14 protein-coding genes and 1 riboswitch are annotated in these 13,637 nt (G+C 73.5%); of the genes, 7 read left to right on the top strand and 7 right to left on the bottom strand.

Translation table 11 applies throughout. From position 1 onward, the window contains the following. Window positions 1-99: 99 nt before the first annotated feature. Window positions 100-351, top strand: a complete 252-nt coding sequence (locus AB0I16_RS01495) for a (2Fe-2S)-binding protein (protein WP_363247244.1) — start codon at window positions 100-102, stop codon at window positions 349-351. A 19-nt stretch (window positions 352-370) separates the two neighbouring features. On the opposite strand, the gene bfr is transcribed toward AB0I16_RS01495, so the two are convergent. Then, window positions 371-850: a bacterioferritin gene (gene bfr, locus AB0I16_RS01490; RefSeq protein WP_363247243.1), complete on the bottom strand. Its 480-nt coding sequence runs from the start codon at window positions 848-850 to the stop codon at window positions 371-373. A gap of 164 nt (window positions 851-1,014) precedes the next feature. On the opposite strand from bfr, the gene AB0I16_RS01485 reads away from it, so the two are divergent. Beyond that, a complete protein-coding gene (locus tag AB0I16_RS01485) occupies window positions 1,015-1,647 on the top strand; it encodes a sulfite oxidase-like oxidoreductase (RefSeq protein WP_363247241.1) in 633 nt (210 codons plus the stop codon). Window positions 1,648-1,660: 13 nt separating this feature from the next. Here AB0I16_RS01485 and AB0I16_RS01480 read toward each other — a convergent pair whose 3' ends face one another. The 5 genes from AB0I16_RS01480 to thiO form a co-directional block, all read right to left on the bottom strand. After that, entirely contained in the window at window positions 1,661-2,545 is an 885-nt protein-coding gene (locus tag AB0I16_RS01480; protein WP_363247240.1) for a deoxyribonuclease IV, read from the bottom strand. Between the two features lie 553 nt (window positions 2,546-3,098). Continuing rightward, complete coding sequence (pknB, locus tag AB0I16_RS01475; RefSeq protein WP_363247239.1) at window positions 3,099-5,054, bottom strand: Stk1 family PASTA domain-containing Ser/Thr kinase; 1,956 nt, start codon at window positions 5,052-5,054, stop codon at window positions 3,099-3,101. Between the two features lie 100 nt (window positions 5,055-5,154). Beyond that, window positions 5,155-5,949, bottom strand: a complete 795-nt coding sequence (locus AB0I16_RS01470; protein WP_363247238.1) for a thiazole synthase — start codon at window positions 5,947-5,949, stop codon at window positions 5,155-5,157. A gap of 2 nt (window positions 5,950-5,951) precedes the next feature. Further along, window positions 5,952-6,164, bottom strand: a complete 213-nt coding sequence (gene thiS, locus AB0I16_RS01465) for a sulfur carrier protein ThiS (RefSeq protein ID WP_363247237.1) — start codon at window positions 6,162-6,164, stop codon at window positions 5,952-5,954. After that, the gene (gene thiO, locus AB0I16_RS01460) at window positions 6,161-7,378 is read right to left on the bottom strand and encodes a glycine oxidase ThiO (protein WP_363247235.1); all 1,218 of its coding nucleotides are present in this window, start codon (window positions 7,376-7,378) and stop codon (window positions 6,161-6,163) included. Before thiO ends, thiS begins: the two co-directional genes overlap by 4 nt. After that, window positions 7,376-7,488: riboswitch (TPP riboswitch) on the bottom strand. Its footprint overlaps the gene before it by 3 nt. Before the next feature lie 130 nt (window positions 7,489-7,618). On the opposite strand from thiO, the gene AB0I16_RS01455 reads away from it, so the two are divergent. The 5 genes from AB0I16_RS01455 (at window position 7,619) to AB0I16_RS01435 (ending at window position 12,084) form a co-directional block, all read left to right on the top strand. After that, complete coding sequence (locus AB0I16_RS01455; RefSeq protein ID WP_363247234.1) at window positions 7,619-8,836, top strand: FAD-dependent oxidoreductase; 1,218 nt, start codon at window positions 7,619-7,621, stop codon at window positions 8,834-8,836. Between the two features lie 70 nt (window positions 8,837-8,906). Then, a complete protein-coding gene (locus AB0I16_RS01450; RefSeq protein ID WP_363247233.1) occupies window positions 8,907-9,272 on the top strand; it encodes an Rv2175c family DNA-binding protein in 366 nt (121 codons plus the stop codon). A gap of 109 nt (window positions 9,273-9,381) precedes the next feature. Beyond that, window positions 9,382-10,038 (top strand): thiamine phosphate synthase, encoded by a 657-nt coding sequence (thiE, locus tag AB0I16_RS01445; protein ID WP_363247232.1) that lies wholly within the window; start codon window positions 9,382-9,384, stop codon window positions 10,036-10,038. A 198-nt stretch (window positions 10,039-10,236) separates the two neighbouring features. Continuing rightward, on the top strand, window positions 10,237-11,154 hold the full coding sequence (gene metF / locus AB0I16_RS01440) for a methylenetetrahydrofolate reductase [NAD(P)H] (RefSeq protein WP_363247231.1): 918 nt from the start codon (window positions 10,237-10,239) through the stop codon (window positions 11,152-11,154). Window positions 11,155-11,205: 51 nt separating this feature from the next. After that, window positions 11,206-12,084 carry a hypothetical protein gene (locus AB0I16_RS01435; RefSeq protein WP_363247230.1) on the top strand — a complete coding sequence of 293 codons (879 nt, stop codon included), beginning with the start codon at window positions 11,206-11,208 and terminating at the stop codon, window positions 12,082-12,084. Between the two features lie 43 nt (window positions 12,085-12,127). Here AB0I16_RS01435 and AB0I16_RS01430 read toward each other — a convergent pair whose 3' ends face one another. After that, window positions 12,128-13,630, bottom strand: coding sequence for an NAD(P)/FAD-dependent oxidoreductase (locus AB0I16_RS01430; RefSeq protein WP_363247229.1), 1,503 nt, complete (start codon window positions 13,628-13,630; stop codon window positions 12,128-12,130). Window positions 13,631-13,637 lie beyond the last annotated feature (7 nt).

Here is a 13,637-nt window from a genome sequence, read left to right as displayed (position 1 = left end):
ATGTGATCCGTGCCCCACCGGCGTATCGGGGCTTTTGTGGACCCGGGGACATGGGTAAGGTTAGGTTAGCCTCACCGATCAATCGGGACGGCGCCGCCGATGAGTCCTGTCCGGGAGGTGAACCGCGTGTACGTCTGCAACTGCTTCGGGGTCACCGAGGCGCAGGTGAAGCAGCACGCGGCGGACGGTGCCTGCACGCCCCGCCAGATAGCCTCCGCCTGCAAGGCGGGCACGGACTGCGGTTCGTGCGTACGGAGCATCCAGGCGCTCCTCGGCCGGGGCGCGTGCCCCCGCAGGGAACTGGCCGACCAGGGCGAGCCCGTCCTCTCGGAACTGGACGAGGCGGCCTGACCCGTCCCGGCCCGCGCTCTCAGCTGTCGGGCTGCTCGATGAGCTGCGCGATGTAGAGCGCCTCCCCGAGCTTCTCCACCAGTTCGAGCTGCGTGTCGAGATAGTCGATGTGGTGCTCCTCGTCGGCGAGGATCGACTCGAAGATGTTCGCGGACGTGATGTCGCCCTTGGCGCGCATCACCTCGATGCCGCGCTTGAGGCGGTCGATCGCCTCCACCTCGACCTGCCGGTCCGCCTGGAACATCTCGGTGACCGTCTGGCCCACGCGTACGTGGAAGAGCCGCTGGTAGTTGGGCAGACCGTCGAGGAAGAGAATCCGGTCGGTCAGCACCTCCGCGTGCTTCATCTCGTCGAAGGACTCGGACCGGGTGTACTTGGCGAGCTTCGTCCAGCCGAAGTTCTCCTGCATCTTGGCGTGCAGGAAGTACTGGTTGATCGCCGTGAGTTCGGCGGTCAGCTGCTCGTTGAGAAATTCGATGACCTCGGGGTCGCCCTGCATCGCAGAGGCTCCTTCCACGCGGGTACTGGGCAGGTAGCGGGCATCTTCGCACCGGCGTTCAGAGGCCGTCCAGTAAGTGCAGGCTTAGTAGGAGTTGCCCGAATCCGTATCTGTCGGGCTTCGTATGGTCACGCCCACCGCTTCCGGTCTGTCAGGATGGAGGCATGGGTCAGCCGGCGGAACGCGCATCTGGAGAGGCGGCGGAGCCGGAGCTTCCGCCGGGTCAGCGGCTGCAGCGCGGCTGGCCGGTCACGCACTACGGACCGGTGCCGAAGTTCCGCCCCGAGCGCTGGGAGTTCCGGGTCTTCGGGGCCACCGCCGACGGCGCGAAGCACTGCTGGACGCACGAGGAGTTCTCCGCCCTGCCGTACGAGACGGTGGTCGGCGATCTGCACTGCGTCACGAAGTTCAGCATGCTGGGCGCCGAATGGGGCGGTGTACCGGCCCGTACGCTCCTCGGACTCGCGCCGCCCGCCCCCGACGCCACGCATGTCATGGTCTGGGCGGAGTACGGCTTCAGCTCCAACCTCCGGATGGCGGACTTCGCCTCCGAGCGCACGATCTTCGCCACGCACAAGGGCGGTGAGCTGCTCACCGCGGAGCACGGGTTCCCGCTGCGGCTCGTCGTGCCCCAGCTGTACGCCTGGAAGGGCCCGAAGTGGGTCCGCGGCATCGAGTACATGACCGCCGACCGCCGCGGCTTCTGGGAGGAGCGCGGCTACCACAACGTCGGCGACCCCTGGCGCGAGCAGCGCTACTCCTACCAGGAGGAGCCCGGGGACGGCCCCGAACTCTGAGCCGCCGCGGTCCCTACGGAGCCCTGAGCCCCTGGAGCCGCGCCACGTCCGCCGCGTGCCCTTCCTTGCCGCCGGGCGTCTCGATGACCAGGGGCACGCCTTCCGTGGCGGGGTGGAGCATCAGCTCGCGGAAGGGCTCCTCGCCGATGTGGCCGGTGCCGATGTTCTCGTGACGGTCCTTGTGGGCGCCCGCGACGTCCTTGGAGTCGTTGGCGTGCACGAGCTTCAGGCGGCCCTCGCCGACCGTGTCCACGAGGAGGTCGAGGGTCTGCTTCATGCCGCCCGGCCCCGCCAGGTCGTGGCCCGCGGCGAAGATGTGGCACGTGTCCAGGCAGACGCCCAGCTTCGGGTGGGCGTCGAGCGCCTCGAAGTACGGGCCGAAGTCCCAGGTGCGGGAGCAGAGCGAGGCGCCCTGGCCCGCGGTCGACTCCAGGAGCAGGAACGGGTCGTCGTCGTGCGTCAGCTCGTCGAGCAGCGGCAGCATGCGCTCGCGCACCTGCGCCAGGGCGACGGCGCGGTCCCTGCCGCCGGTCGCGGACCCGGTGTGCACGACCACGCCGAGCGCCCCGATGGCGCGGGCCCGGCGCAGCGAGTGGCGCAGGGAGTCCACGGACTTCTCCACGGTCGCCTCGGTGTGCGAGCCGAAGTTGATCAGATAGGGCGCGTGGACGTACGCGGGGACGCCCTCGGCGGCACAGGCCTCGCGGAACGCCTCGTCCTGCTGGGGGTTGCCGACCGGCGTCGCCCAGCCGCGCGGATTGGCGACGAACACCTGGACGGCCTCCGCGCCGATCCCACGGGCGTAGGCGAGCCCGACGGAGGCCAGCCCGCCGGCCACGGGGACATGCCCCCCGACGGGGTTGCGGGACACGGCACGGGAAGACTTGTCACTGCTCACACAGTCAAGGGTGACATGCCCACAGAGCGCCGAGAACCACACGACCTGCACCAACGCCCCCGGGACAGCGAAAGCGACCGAGCCGCCTGACGCGGCGCGCGAGGCCCCGCAGGGGACGCGAGAGGGGCCGAGCTGCCTGATGCGGCGCGCGAGGGCTGCCGTCAGGGGCGTACAGCCCCGCAGGGGACGCGTAAGGGGCCGAGCTGCCTGATGCGGCGCGCGAGGGCTGCCGTCAGGGGCGCGGGGAACTGCGCGACAAGCCACGACTGACTGGTGGGCGGGAATGACACGTGAAGCCCCGCAGGGGACGCGGAAGGGGCCGAGCCGCCTGACGCGGCGCGCGACGGTTGCCGTCAGGGGCGTGCAGCCCCGCGGGGGACGCGGAAGGGGCCGAGCCGCCTGACGCGGCGCGCGAGGGCTGCCGTCAGGGGCGCGGGGAACTGCGCGACAAGCCCCCACGACCCGCAGACCGGACGAGTGCCGCCCACCCCCGGGCCGGGACGGGGAGCCCGCCGCAGGCGAGAGGGAACCGCCGGGCCAGAGGCCGGCAACCTCACCGGATGGTGATCGTGATGGACGCCCCCTTGGGCGCCTCGTCACCACCGTCCACCGACTGCTCCTTCACCGTGTCCCCGAAGAAACCGAGCAGCCCCCGGTCCTCGTCCACCTCGAAGCCCGCCCCCTCCAGCTCCTCCGTGGCCTCGCCGACCTTCATGCCGGTCACGTCGGGGACCTCGATCATCTCCGGCCCCTTGGAGAGCGTCAGCGTCACCGTGTCGCCCTCGGCGCGCGACGCGTCCGGAGCGGGCGACTGCTTGACGACCCCGCCCTTGTCCACGTCGGAGGAGTGCACCCGGGCCGGCGCGATCCTGACCTTGAGCCCGTCCTCCGCCAGGTCCTCCCTGGCGTCGTCGAGGGAGGACCCCGTCACGTCCGGGACCTTGATCTCCTCGCCCTTGCTGACGATGAGGGCGACGGCGGAGTCCGCCTTGCGGGTGAAGCCGGCCCGCGGGTCCGTGCCCACCACGGAGCCCTTCTCGATCTCGTCGCTGAAGACCTTCTTGACCATGCCCGGCGCGAGCCCCGCGTTCTTCAGCTCCTGCCTGGCCCTGGCCAGCGGCAGGTCCTTGACGTCCGGCACCTTCACCGTCTCCGGGCCCCGCGAGACGGTCAGCGTCACCTTGCCGTTCTGCCGGATGCGCTCGCCCGCCCCGGGGTCCGTGGCCATGACCGTGCCGCGCTTGTCCGTGTCACTGAACTCGCGCTCGACGCCCTTCACGTCGAGACCGGCCTCCTCCAGGCGCTGCTTCGCCTGCGCCTCGGTCTTCGTCAGCAGCGGCGGGACCTCGGTGAACTGCCCGGAGTTGATGTACCAGATCCCCGCCCCGAGGCCGAGGACCAGCAGGACGGCGGCCACCACCGCGACCGTGCGGCGCCGCGGGTCGAACCGCGGACGCGAGGCCCGCGCGGGCACCGGCGGCTCGGCCGGCGGCGCGGCGAGGACGCTGGTGCGGTTCAGCGGGGCCTGCGGGTACGCCTCGTCGGCGTCGGCCGGCAGCGGAAGCCGCACGGAACGCGCCGCGCGCGGGATCACGCTGGTACGGTCCTCGGCGTTGTCGTGGCCGGTCGCGTGGGCCTGCGGCGGCACCGCGTCGAGCTGCTGCTCACTGAGGCCGGCGCGCGCCTGCCTGAGCCGGGCGAGGAGCGCCACCGCGTCGTCCGGGCGCACGTCCGGGGTGCGGGCGGTCGCGGCGGCGACCAGCTCGTCCAGCTCGGCCGGGAGGCCGGGCACGGCCGCCGACGGGGGCGGCACGTCTTCGTTGAGGTGCTGGTAGAGCACCTGGGCCGGGGTGTCCCCGGAGTGCGGCTTGGCGCCGGTGAGCATCTCGTAGAGCAGGACGCCGCACGCGTACACGTCCACGCGCGTGTCGGCCGTGCCTTGCTCGATCTGCTCGGGCGCCATGTACGAGACGGTGCCGAGGACCGTGCCGGTGGTGTTCGTGACGGTGTCCACCGCGCGGACGAGACCGAAGTCGGCGACCTTGACCCGGCCGTCGTCCCCTATGAGCACGTTCTCCGGCTTCATGTCGCGGTGCACGAACCCGGCCCGGTGCGCGGAGCCGAGCGCGGCGAGCACCGGCTCCAGGATGTCGAGGGCGGCCCGCGGCTGGAGCGCGCCGCGCTCGCGCAGGACGTCCCGCAGGGTGCAGCCCGCGACGTACTCCATCGCCAGATAGACGTACGCACCGTCCGTGCCCTGGTCGAAGACGCCCACCACGTTCGGATGGGAGAGGCGGGCGACCGACTTGGCCTCACGGATGAAGCGCTCCACGAAGGAGGCGTCGGCCGCCAGCGCGGGGTGCATCACCTTGAGCGCGAGCACACGGTCGAGGCGGGTGTCCACGGCCCGGTAGACCGTGGCCATCCCGCCGACCGCGATACGGCCGTCGATGCGGTAACGGCTGTCGAGCAGCTGCCCGACGAGCGGGTCCTGAAGGGTCGTGTCCACGCAGGGGAGTCTACGAGCCACCGCCGACACCCCGTCCCTGGCGGGCGCCCTCACGCCTTGACTGCAGCCGAGCTGTGACAGCGAAGGCCCACTGCCGGGGCTAGAACGCGGGCCGCTCCGGATCGAGCCTGGCCATGCCCTCCGCGGGCGACGACGCCTCCGCGAAGTGCCGCCGCGGAATCCGCCCGGCCCGGTACGCGAGGCGCCCCGCCTCGACGCCGTGCCGCATGGCCTCCGCCATCAGGACGGGCTCCTGCGCCCGCGTCACCGCCGAGGCGAGCATCACACCCGCGCACCCCAGCTCCATGGCGAGCGTCGCGTCGGACGCGGTGCCCGCGCCCGCGTCGAGGATCACCGGCACGCGCGCGTGCTCGACGATGAGCTGGAAGTTGTGCGGGTTGCGGATGCCGAGCCCGGAGCCGATCGGGGAGCCGAGCGGCATGATGGCCGCGCACCCCACGTCCTGGAGCCTGCGCGCGAGCACGGGGTCGTCGTTCGTGTACGGCAGGACGGTGAAGCCGTCGTCGACGAGTGTCTCCGCGGCGTCCAGGAGCTCGATGGGGTCGGGCAGCAGCGTCCGCTCGTCCGCGATCACCTCCAGCTTCACCAGGTCCGTGCCGAGCGCCTCACGGGCCAGGCGCGCGGTCAGCACGGCCTCGCCCGCGGTGAAGCAGCCCGCCGTGTTCGGCAGGACGCGGATGCCGAGCCGGTCGAGCACGGAGAGCACGGAGCCCTGCACGCCCGGGTCGAGGCGGCGCATCGCGACGGTGGTCAGCTCCGTGCCCGAGGCGACGAGGGAGCGCTCCAGGACATCGAGGCTCGGCGCCCCGCCCGTGCCCATGATCAGACGGGAGGAGAGCGTGAGCCCGCCGATGACGAAGGGGTCGTCGGCCATGGTCAGCCTCCCTGGACGGCGGTGAGGACTTCGACGCGGTCACCTTCGGCGAGCGCCGTGCTCGACCACCGCGCGCGCGGGACGACGGTTTCGTTGAGGGCGGCGGCGACACCGGAGTGCGCGCTGGTGAGGGTGGCGACGAGCGCGTCGAGGGTGGTGCCCGACGCCACGTCGCGCACCTCCCCGTTGACGGAAACGGCGAACGGCGTACTCATGCGGGTTGCTCCGTAAACGACTGCGTGGGGATGACGGGAGAGGGCGCGGAGGGCTCGGCGAAGCGGCGCGGGGTGAAGGGCCGCGCCTCATCGGGCAGCTCACCGGTGGTCAGGGCCTGCGCCATGACGTCACCGGTGACCGGCGTCAGGAGGACGCCGTTGCGGTAGTGCCCGGTGGCCAGCTGGAGCCCCGGCAGGCGCGTCGGGCCGAGCATCGGCGCGTTGTCGGGGGAGCCGGGGCGCAGACCCGCGCGGGTCTCGGTGAGCGGCAGTTCGGTGATGCCGGGCACCAGCTCGTGGGCGTCCCGCAGCAGCTCGTACACGCCGCCCGCGGTGACCGTGGTGTCCCAGCCCAGCTCCTCGCTGGTGGCGCCGACGACCAGCTCGCCGTTCTCGCGCGGTACGAGGTAGACGTGGCTGCCGCGCACCACCGCGCGCACCGTGCGGCTCAGGAACGGCGCGTACGGCTTCGGCACCGTCAGGCGGAGCACCTGCCCCTTCACCGGCCGCACCGGCGGCAGCACGGCCTCGGGCACGCCCGCGAGGCGCCCGCTGAGGCTGCCCGCCGCGAGGACCGTCTGGCCCGCGTGCAGCGTGGTGCCGTCCGCGAGGACCACCCCGCGGGCCCGGTCGCCCGCCACGTCGAGGCGCTCGGCCCAGAGCGGCGTGAAGACCACGCCCGCCCGCCCGCAGGCGGTCAGCAGGGCCGCGGTGAGCCTCCTGGGGTCGATCTGGTGGTCACCGTCGACCCGCAGCCCGCCCCGCACGCCGGGCGCCAGCATCGGCTCAAGGCGCCGGCACTCACGGCCGCTCAGCCACTCCGACTCCAGGCCCGACCGGCTCTGCAGGGCGTGCAGCTCCCGCAGGTGCGCGCGGTCGTCGGAGTCCAGGGCGACGGCCAGCGTGCCGCAGGTGCGGTAGCCGAGGTCACGGCCGCTCGCCTCGGTCAGCTCGGCGGCGAAGTCGGGGTAGCGGCGCGCGGACGCCAGATTGAGGCCGAGCAGCGCCTGCTCGCCGTGGTGCAGCTCGGTGACGGCGGCCAGCATGCCGGCGGCGACCTGCGCCGCGCCGCCGCCCGGCTCGGGGTCGACGACCGTGACGGCGAGCCCGCGCTGCGCGGCCCGCCAGGCCGTGACCAGGCCGATGATGCCGCCGCCCACGACGAGAACGTCCGCGGGGCGCGGTGCTCCCTCGGGTGGTACAGGTGGATGCATGGGCGTCCAGCCCCTCCCTTCGCCGGCATGACCCGGATCAGGTTCGTACGGTCGGAGGCCGTCCAGCCTCCCTCTCAGCCCGGTCCGCCCGGGCTCCCGCGAGTGCTCTGCACCGGCCACCCTAGCCCGTCGCCCGGCGCGGCAGTAGGGGAGCCGCCCCCGCACGGGCGGTGACGGTGTGTCAGAGATCTCCCCGCCCGCCCCTGAAGGCGGTCTTGCCCGGCGTCCTACAGTGATCGGGTGAGTGAGCAGCGGAGGCAGGCAGAGCGGCACGTCGTCATCGTCGGGGCGGGAATGGCCGGCGTGCAGACCGCCGTGGCCCTGCGGGAACAGGGGCACACGGGCCCGGTCACCCTCGTCGGGGCCGAGCCGCACCAGCCGTACGACAGGCCGCCGCTGTCCAAGGCGGTCCTGCTCGGCAAGGCGGAGGGCTCCGCCTTCGACATCGACTTCGAGGCCCTCGGCATCGGGCTGCGCCTCGGCGTCGAGGTCACCGGGGTGCGCACCGGCGAGCGCGAACTGGACACCGCGGCGGGCCCCGTCCCGTACGACGTGCTGGTCCTCGCCTCCGGCGCCGAACCGGTCCGGCTGCCGGGCACGGAGGGCGCCCCCGGAGTGCACCTCCTGCGCACCCTGGACGACGCCGAGCGGCTCCGCCCCGTCCTCGCCGAGCAGCGCGACGTCGTGGTCGTGGGGGCGGGCTGGATCGGCGCGGAGTTCGCCACGGCCGCGCGGGAGGCGGGCTGCTCCGTCACCGTGGTGGAGGCCGCCGGCCGCCCGCTCGCGGGAGCGCTGCCCGCCGAGGTCGCGGCCCCCATGGCCGCCTGGTACGCGCAGTCGGGGGCCGAGCTGCGCACCCACGCGCGCGTGGAGCGCGTCGAGCCGGGCGCCGTACTCCTGTCCGACGGCACCCGGCTGCCCGCGGGCGCCGTCGTCGTCGGCATCGGGGCGCGGCCCGCGACGCGCTGGCTGGCCGGCTCCGGCATCGAGCTCGGCGCCCACGGCGAGGTCGTCGCCGACGACCACCTGCGCTCATCCGCGGCCGACGTCTACGCGGTCGGCGACTGCTCCTCGTTCCCCTCGGGCAGGTACGGCGAGCGCCTGCTGGTCCACCACTGGGACAACGCCCTGCAGGGCCCGCGCACGGTGGCGGCGAACATCCTCGGGGACGCCCCCGTCGCGTACGACCCGGTGCCGTACTTCTGGTCGGAGCAGTTCGGCCGCTTCGTGCAGTACGCGGGCCACCACGCGGAGAGCGACGAACTGGTCCGGCGCGGTGACCCGGCCGGCGTGGCCTGGTCGGTCTGCTGGCTCAGGGACGGCGCGCTGGCGGCGGTCCTCGCGGTGGGCCGCCCGAGGGACCTGGCGCAGGGCCGCAAGCTCATCGAGTCGGCGCTTCCCCTGGACCCGGCGCTGGTCGAGGACCCGTCGATCCCGCTGAAGAAGGCGGCACGGTGACCGGGGGCCCGGCCAGGGGCGCCCGGAGTCGATCCGCGCGGGCCCCCGGGCCGGAGATACGCTAGGTGACGTGACCGAGATTGACGCAAAGACCGACGCACTCGTCCCCGCCTGGCTCCACCTTCCCGACATCGCGGAGATGCTCGACGTCGAGGTGACCCGGGTGCGCCAGCTGGTCAAGGAGGGCCAGCTGATCGCCGTACGCCGCGGTGAGAACCGGACGCTCCAGGTGCCGGCCGCCTTCATCGACGGCGACAAGGTCGTCAAGGGCCTGGTCGGCACCCTGACGCTCCTGAGGGACGACGGCTTCTCCGACGAGGAGATGCTGGAGTGGCTCTTCACCCCCGACCCGTCCCTGCCCGGCACCCCCGCGCAGGCCCTGAGCGAGAATCGCGGCACGGAGGTGAAGCGCCGCGCCCAGGCGCTCGCCGTCTGAGCAGACGCGGAGGCAGGCGCCGAGCCGGCTGAACGCACACACCGTCCGGGGCGAGGGCCGCACTCCACGCGGCCCGCGCCCCGCACCGAACCCCCGGGGGGACTTCTCCATGGCCGTAGACAAGCGTGCCCAGCTCGCCGACGCCCGGCTCTACCTCTGCGTGAACGCCCGCAGGCGCCAGGGAGACCTCCCCGAGTTCCTCGACGCCGTCCTCGCGGGCGGCGTCGACATCGTGCAGCTGCGCGACAAGGGCATGGAGGCCGCCGAGGAGCTCGAACACCTCCAGGTCTTCGCCGACGCGGCCCGGCGGCACGGCAAGCTCCTCGCCGTCAACGACCGCGCGGACGTCGCGCACGCCATCGGCGCCGACGTGCTGCACCTGGGCCAGGGCGACCTGCCCGTCCCGGCGGCCCGCGCCATCCTCGGTGGCAGCGACGACGTGCTGATCGGCCGCTCCACGCACGCCGAGTCCGAGGCCGCCGCGGCCGCCGTCCAGGACGGCGTCGACTACTTCTGCACGGGACCCTGCTGGCCCACCCCCACCAAGCCGGGCCGTCACGCCCCCGGCCTCGGCCTGGTCCGCCACACGGCTTCGCTGGGCACGGACCGCCCCTGGTTCGCCATCGGCGGCATCGACGCGTCGAACCTGGACGAGGTCCTGGAGGCCGGCGCGCGCCGCGTGGTCGTCGTCCGGGCGATCACCGAGGCGGACGACCCGGGCGCGGCGGCGGCGGACTTCGCGAAGCGGCTGCGCACGGCCCGGTAAGGACGCGCGGGTCCGGGCGGACGCGTGCGCGGCCTCTCCGTGCCCGCCCGGCTGGTCCGGCTGTCCGGGCAGGTCCGGCTGTCCGGGCGGGACCGGCTGTCCGGCGGGACTGTCCATTCCGTGGACAACAAGTCGACAAATCGGTCAAATCTCCCGGCCCTGGTTGGGCGACCGCCAACCCCTGGCTAACCTGCCGCTATGGCCCTAGGCACTGCTTCCACCAGGACTGACCGCGCACGCACCGTGCGCGACATGCTCGCGACCGGCAAGACGACGTACTCGTTCGAGTTCTCCGCGCCGAAGACCCCGAAGGGCGAGCGGAATCTGTGGAACGCGCTGCGCCGGGTCGAGGCGGTCGCCCCGGACTTCGTCTCCGTCACCTACGGGGCGGGCGGCTCCACGCGCACCGGCACGGTCAAGGAGACCCAGCAGATCGTCGCCGACACCACCCTGACACCGGTCGCCCACCTGACCGCCGTCGACCACTCGGTGGCCGAACTGCGCAACATCATCGGGCAGTACGCGGACGCGGGCATCCGGAACATGCTCGCGGTCCGCGGCGACCCGCCGGGCGACCCGCTCGGTGACTGGGTCGCGCACCCCGAGGGCCTCACCTACGCCGCCGAACTGGTCGAGCTGATCAAGGAGTCCGGCGACTTCTGCGTGGGCGTCGCGGCGTTCCCCGCGATGCACCCGCGCTCGGCCGACTGGGAGAGCGACACCCGGCACTTCATCGACAAGTGCCGGGCCGGCGCGGACTACGCGATCACGCAGATGTTCTTCGACCCCGAGGAGTACCTGCGGCTGCGCGACCGCGTCGAGGAGGCGGGCTGCGACACGCCGATCATCCCCGAGATGATGCCGGTCACCAACGTCCGCCAGCTCGACCGGCTGCCCCAGCTCAGCAACGCCGTTTTTCCTGCCGCGCTGAAAGAGAGGATCCTCGCGGTCAAAGACGATGCCGCCGCTGTACGCTCCATTGGCATCGAGTTCGCGACGGAGTTCTGCGCGAGGCTGCTGGCCGAAGGTGTCCCGGGGCTGCACTTCATCACGCTGAACAACTCCACGGCGACGCTGGAAATCTACGAGAATCTGGGCCTGCACCGACGGGCCTGAGCGGCCCTACCCCCGTGCCCACGGGCGGCGGCCGCAGGGGAGAGGGGCGTAATGGGCTGGACGGTCCTCTACATCGCGTTCGGATGCGTCGCGCTGTGGCTGCTCGGAGAGGTGCTGCTGCAGTACAAGGCCAGGCTGCGCTGGCGGCTCCTGGCGTTCGTGGGCTTCCTCTGCGTGGTCATCGGCGTGCTCATGCCGTCGGTGTGGGTCATCGGGCTCGGCGCCATCGCCTTCGCCACCGGCCAGACGTACGTGACGCTGTCGTTCCGCAAGGGCTTCTCCACCGGCTGGGCGCTCGGCGGCAAGCCCGGCCCGAACAAGCGCCGCAAGGCGCCCGGCAGGCAGCCCGCCGCGCAGGAGCCGACGCTCCAGGTCTCCGACCTGGAGTACGAGCAGACTCCCGGCCAGCCGTTCGAGCCGGTCCCGCCGCCGCCCGCCCACGACCCGGGGGTCTACGAACCGCAGCCGCTGCCCGACGACACCGGACAGTACGGCGTCTACGACGAGGCGGCGCACACCCCGCCGCCGGCCGCGGGCGACGCCCACCAGAGCGAGCACCACGGCTACGACACCGCGGCCTTCGCGGGCTACGACCAGCAGGGCTACGCGTACGGAGAGAGCGCGCAGCAGCAGTACGCGGCGTACTCCGACCCCTACATCGGCGGCCAGGGCCACGACACCGGCCAGGGCTACGACCCCTACGCGGGCCGGCAGCAGTACGCCCCGTACGGCGGCGACACCTACGGCGGGCTCGGCGACGTCTACAACGACACCCCGCCCGGCGGCGTCTGGGTGCCCCAGCAGCGCGCCGTCGACGGGCAGTACGGCGCGGAGTTCCCGCAGCAGCAGCCGTATCCGTACGGGCACGGCGACGGCCACGACGGCTCGGGGCCCCACCCCGGCCACGACGAGCAGCAGTACCGCTACTGACGCCCCGGCCGGGCGGCGCCCCTCGCCGGGGGCGCGGCCCGGCTCACTGCGAGCCGCGGAACTCCGGCCCCTCGACGATCAGCCCGGCGACCAGCGCCCCCGACATGCCCGCGTGGGGCAGGCCGCCGCCCGGATGCGACCAGCCGCCGACGGCGAACAGGCCCGGCAGCCGGGTGCTGTTGGCCGGGTGCAGGAGCCTGCCGTCGGCCGCCGCGAGGGCGGGAGCGGGCACGGAACCGCCGTCGGCCCCCGTGGCCGCGGCCACGTCGGCCGGCGTACGCACCTCGTGCCACAGGAGCCGGTCCCGCAGGCCGGGGACGGCGGCCCCGGCGTGGCCGATCAGCCGCTCCACCTCGGCCGCGGTGACCTCCAGGTGCGCGGGCACCGTCACCGTGAGGGTCACCGCCTCGTGCGCGCCGTCCGGCACGAGGCCGGGGTCGTCGGGGCGCAGCACCGTGACGGTGGGGGCGGCGGCGAGACCGGGCCGCTCCCCGAAGAGGTGGTCGAGCTCGGCCCCGCGGTCCGCCGCGTGCACCACCGTGCGGTGCGGGACGGCCGCGGGACGGCCGCCGGACAGGGCCAGCAGGACCGTCAGGCGGCTCGGGGTCCCCGAGCCGCCCGGCACGTCGCCCCGCGCCCGCACGTCCACGCCGCCGGGCACCATGCGGGCCAGCGCGCCGGCCGCGACGCCCGCGACCACGAAGTCCGCTTCCCGCGCCGTGCCGTCCGCCAGCTCGACGCCCGCCGCGCGGCCGTCCTTCTCCACGATCCGCGTCACCGCGGCGCCGAACACGAACTCGACCCGCCGGGCCACGCACCGCTCGTACAGCGCGCGGGCCAGCGCGCGCATGCCGCCCCGCACCGCCCAGACGCCGAAGGTCTGCTCCATGTACGGCAGGACGGCCGCGCTCGCCGGGGTCGTGCGCGGGTCGAGGCCGTGCGCCAGGGCGAAGTGCTCGACGAGCGCCACGAGCCGCGGGTCACCGCGCAGTTCCAGAGCGCCGATCTCGCCGAGCGTGGCCGCGCGGCGGTCACGGCGCAGCAGCCGCTTGTGGACCACGGCGGGATACGGCTCGCGCTCGCCGAGCACCTGCCAGTCCTCGAAGAGGGGCTCCTCCAGGAGGGGGCGGCGGGCGCGGTCCCAGGTCTCCCGCGCGCGGTTCATGAACGCCGCCCAGCGGGCCCCCGAGCCCTCTCCGAGCGTCTTGTCCAGGGCCTCGCCGATGCCCGCGCGCGAGGCGTTCGGCAGGTCGGTCACGGTGCCGTCCGCGAAGACGTGCCGCACGGCGGGCTCGACCTGGGTGAGCCCGACGCAACTCTCCAGGGGCTCCTTGCCGGTCTTGACGAACACGTCGCGGTAGACCGCGGGGAGCTGGAGCAGGCCAGGCCCCGTGTCGAAGGCGAAGCCGTCCCGCTCGAAGCGGCCGAGCGCGCCGCCGTACGTCTCCCCGCGTTCGTACACCACCACCCGGTGGCCCGCGACGGCGAGCCGGGCGGCGGCCGTCATCGCGCCCATCCCGGCGCCGATCACCACAATCCGTGCCATGCCAGGG

It is taken from the genome of Streptomyces sp. NPDC050703, assembly GCF_040654435.1.
Lineage (GTDB): Bacteria > Actinomycetota > Actinomycetes > Streptomycetales > Streptomycetaceae > Streptomyces.
Note: the sequence above shows the minus strand (reverse complement) of the source record. Positions and strands in the feature narration are given on the sequence as shown.

What these genes read in the sequence shown, in the direction of transcription:
- AB0I16_RS01495 (WP_363247244.1), top strand. Translation starts at nt 100, where the DNA reads ATGAGTCCTGTCCGGGAGGTGAACCGCGTGTACGTCTGCAACTGCTTC.
- bfr (WP_363247243.1), bottom strand. Translation starts at nt 850, where the DNA reads ATGCAGGGCGACCCCGAGGTCATCGAATTTCTCAACGAGCAGCTGACC.
- AB0I16_RS01485 (WP_363247241.1), top strand. Translation starts at nt 1,015, where the DNA reads ATGGGTCAGCCGGCGGAACGCGCATCTGGAGAGGCGGCGGAGCCGGAG.
- AB0I16_RS01470 (WP_363247238.1), bottom strand. Translation starts at nt 5,949, where the DNA reads ATGGCCGACGACCCCTTCGTCATCGGCGGGCTCACGCTCTCCTCCCGT.
- thiS (WP_363247237.1), bottom strand. Translation starts at nt 6,164, where the DNA reads ATGAGTACGCCGTTCGCCGTTTCCGTCAACGGGGAGGTGCGCGACGTG.
- thiO (WP_363247235.1), bottom strand. Translation starts at nt 7,378, where the DNA reads ATGCATCCACCTGTACCACCCGAGGGAGCACCGCGCCCCGCGGACGTT.
- thiE (WP_363247232.1), top strand. Translation starts at nt 9,382, where the DNA reads ATGGCCGTAGACAAGCGTGCCCAGCTCGCCGACGCCCGGCTCTACCTC.
- metF (WP_363247231.1), top strand. Translation starts at nt 10,237, where the DNA reads ATGGCCCTAGGCACTGCTTCCACCAGGACTGACCGCGCACGCACCGTG.
- AB0I16_RS01435 (WP_363247230.1), top strand. Translation starts at nt 11,206, where the DNA reads ATGGGCTGGACGGTCCTCTACATCGCGTTCGGATGCGTCGCGCTGTGG.
- AB0I16_RS01430 (WP_363247229.1), bottom strand. Translation starts at nt 13,630, where the DNA reads ATGGCACGGATTGTGGTGATCGGCGCCGGGATGGGCGCGATGACGGCC.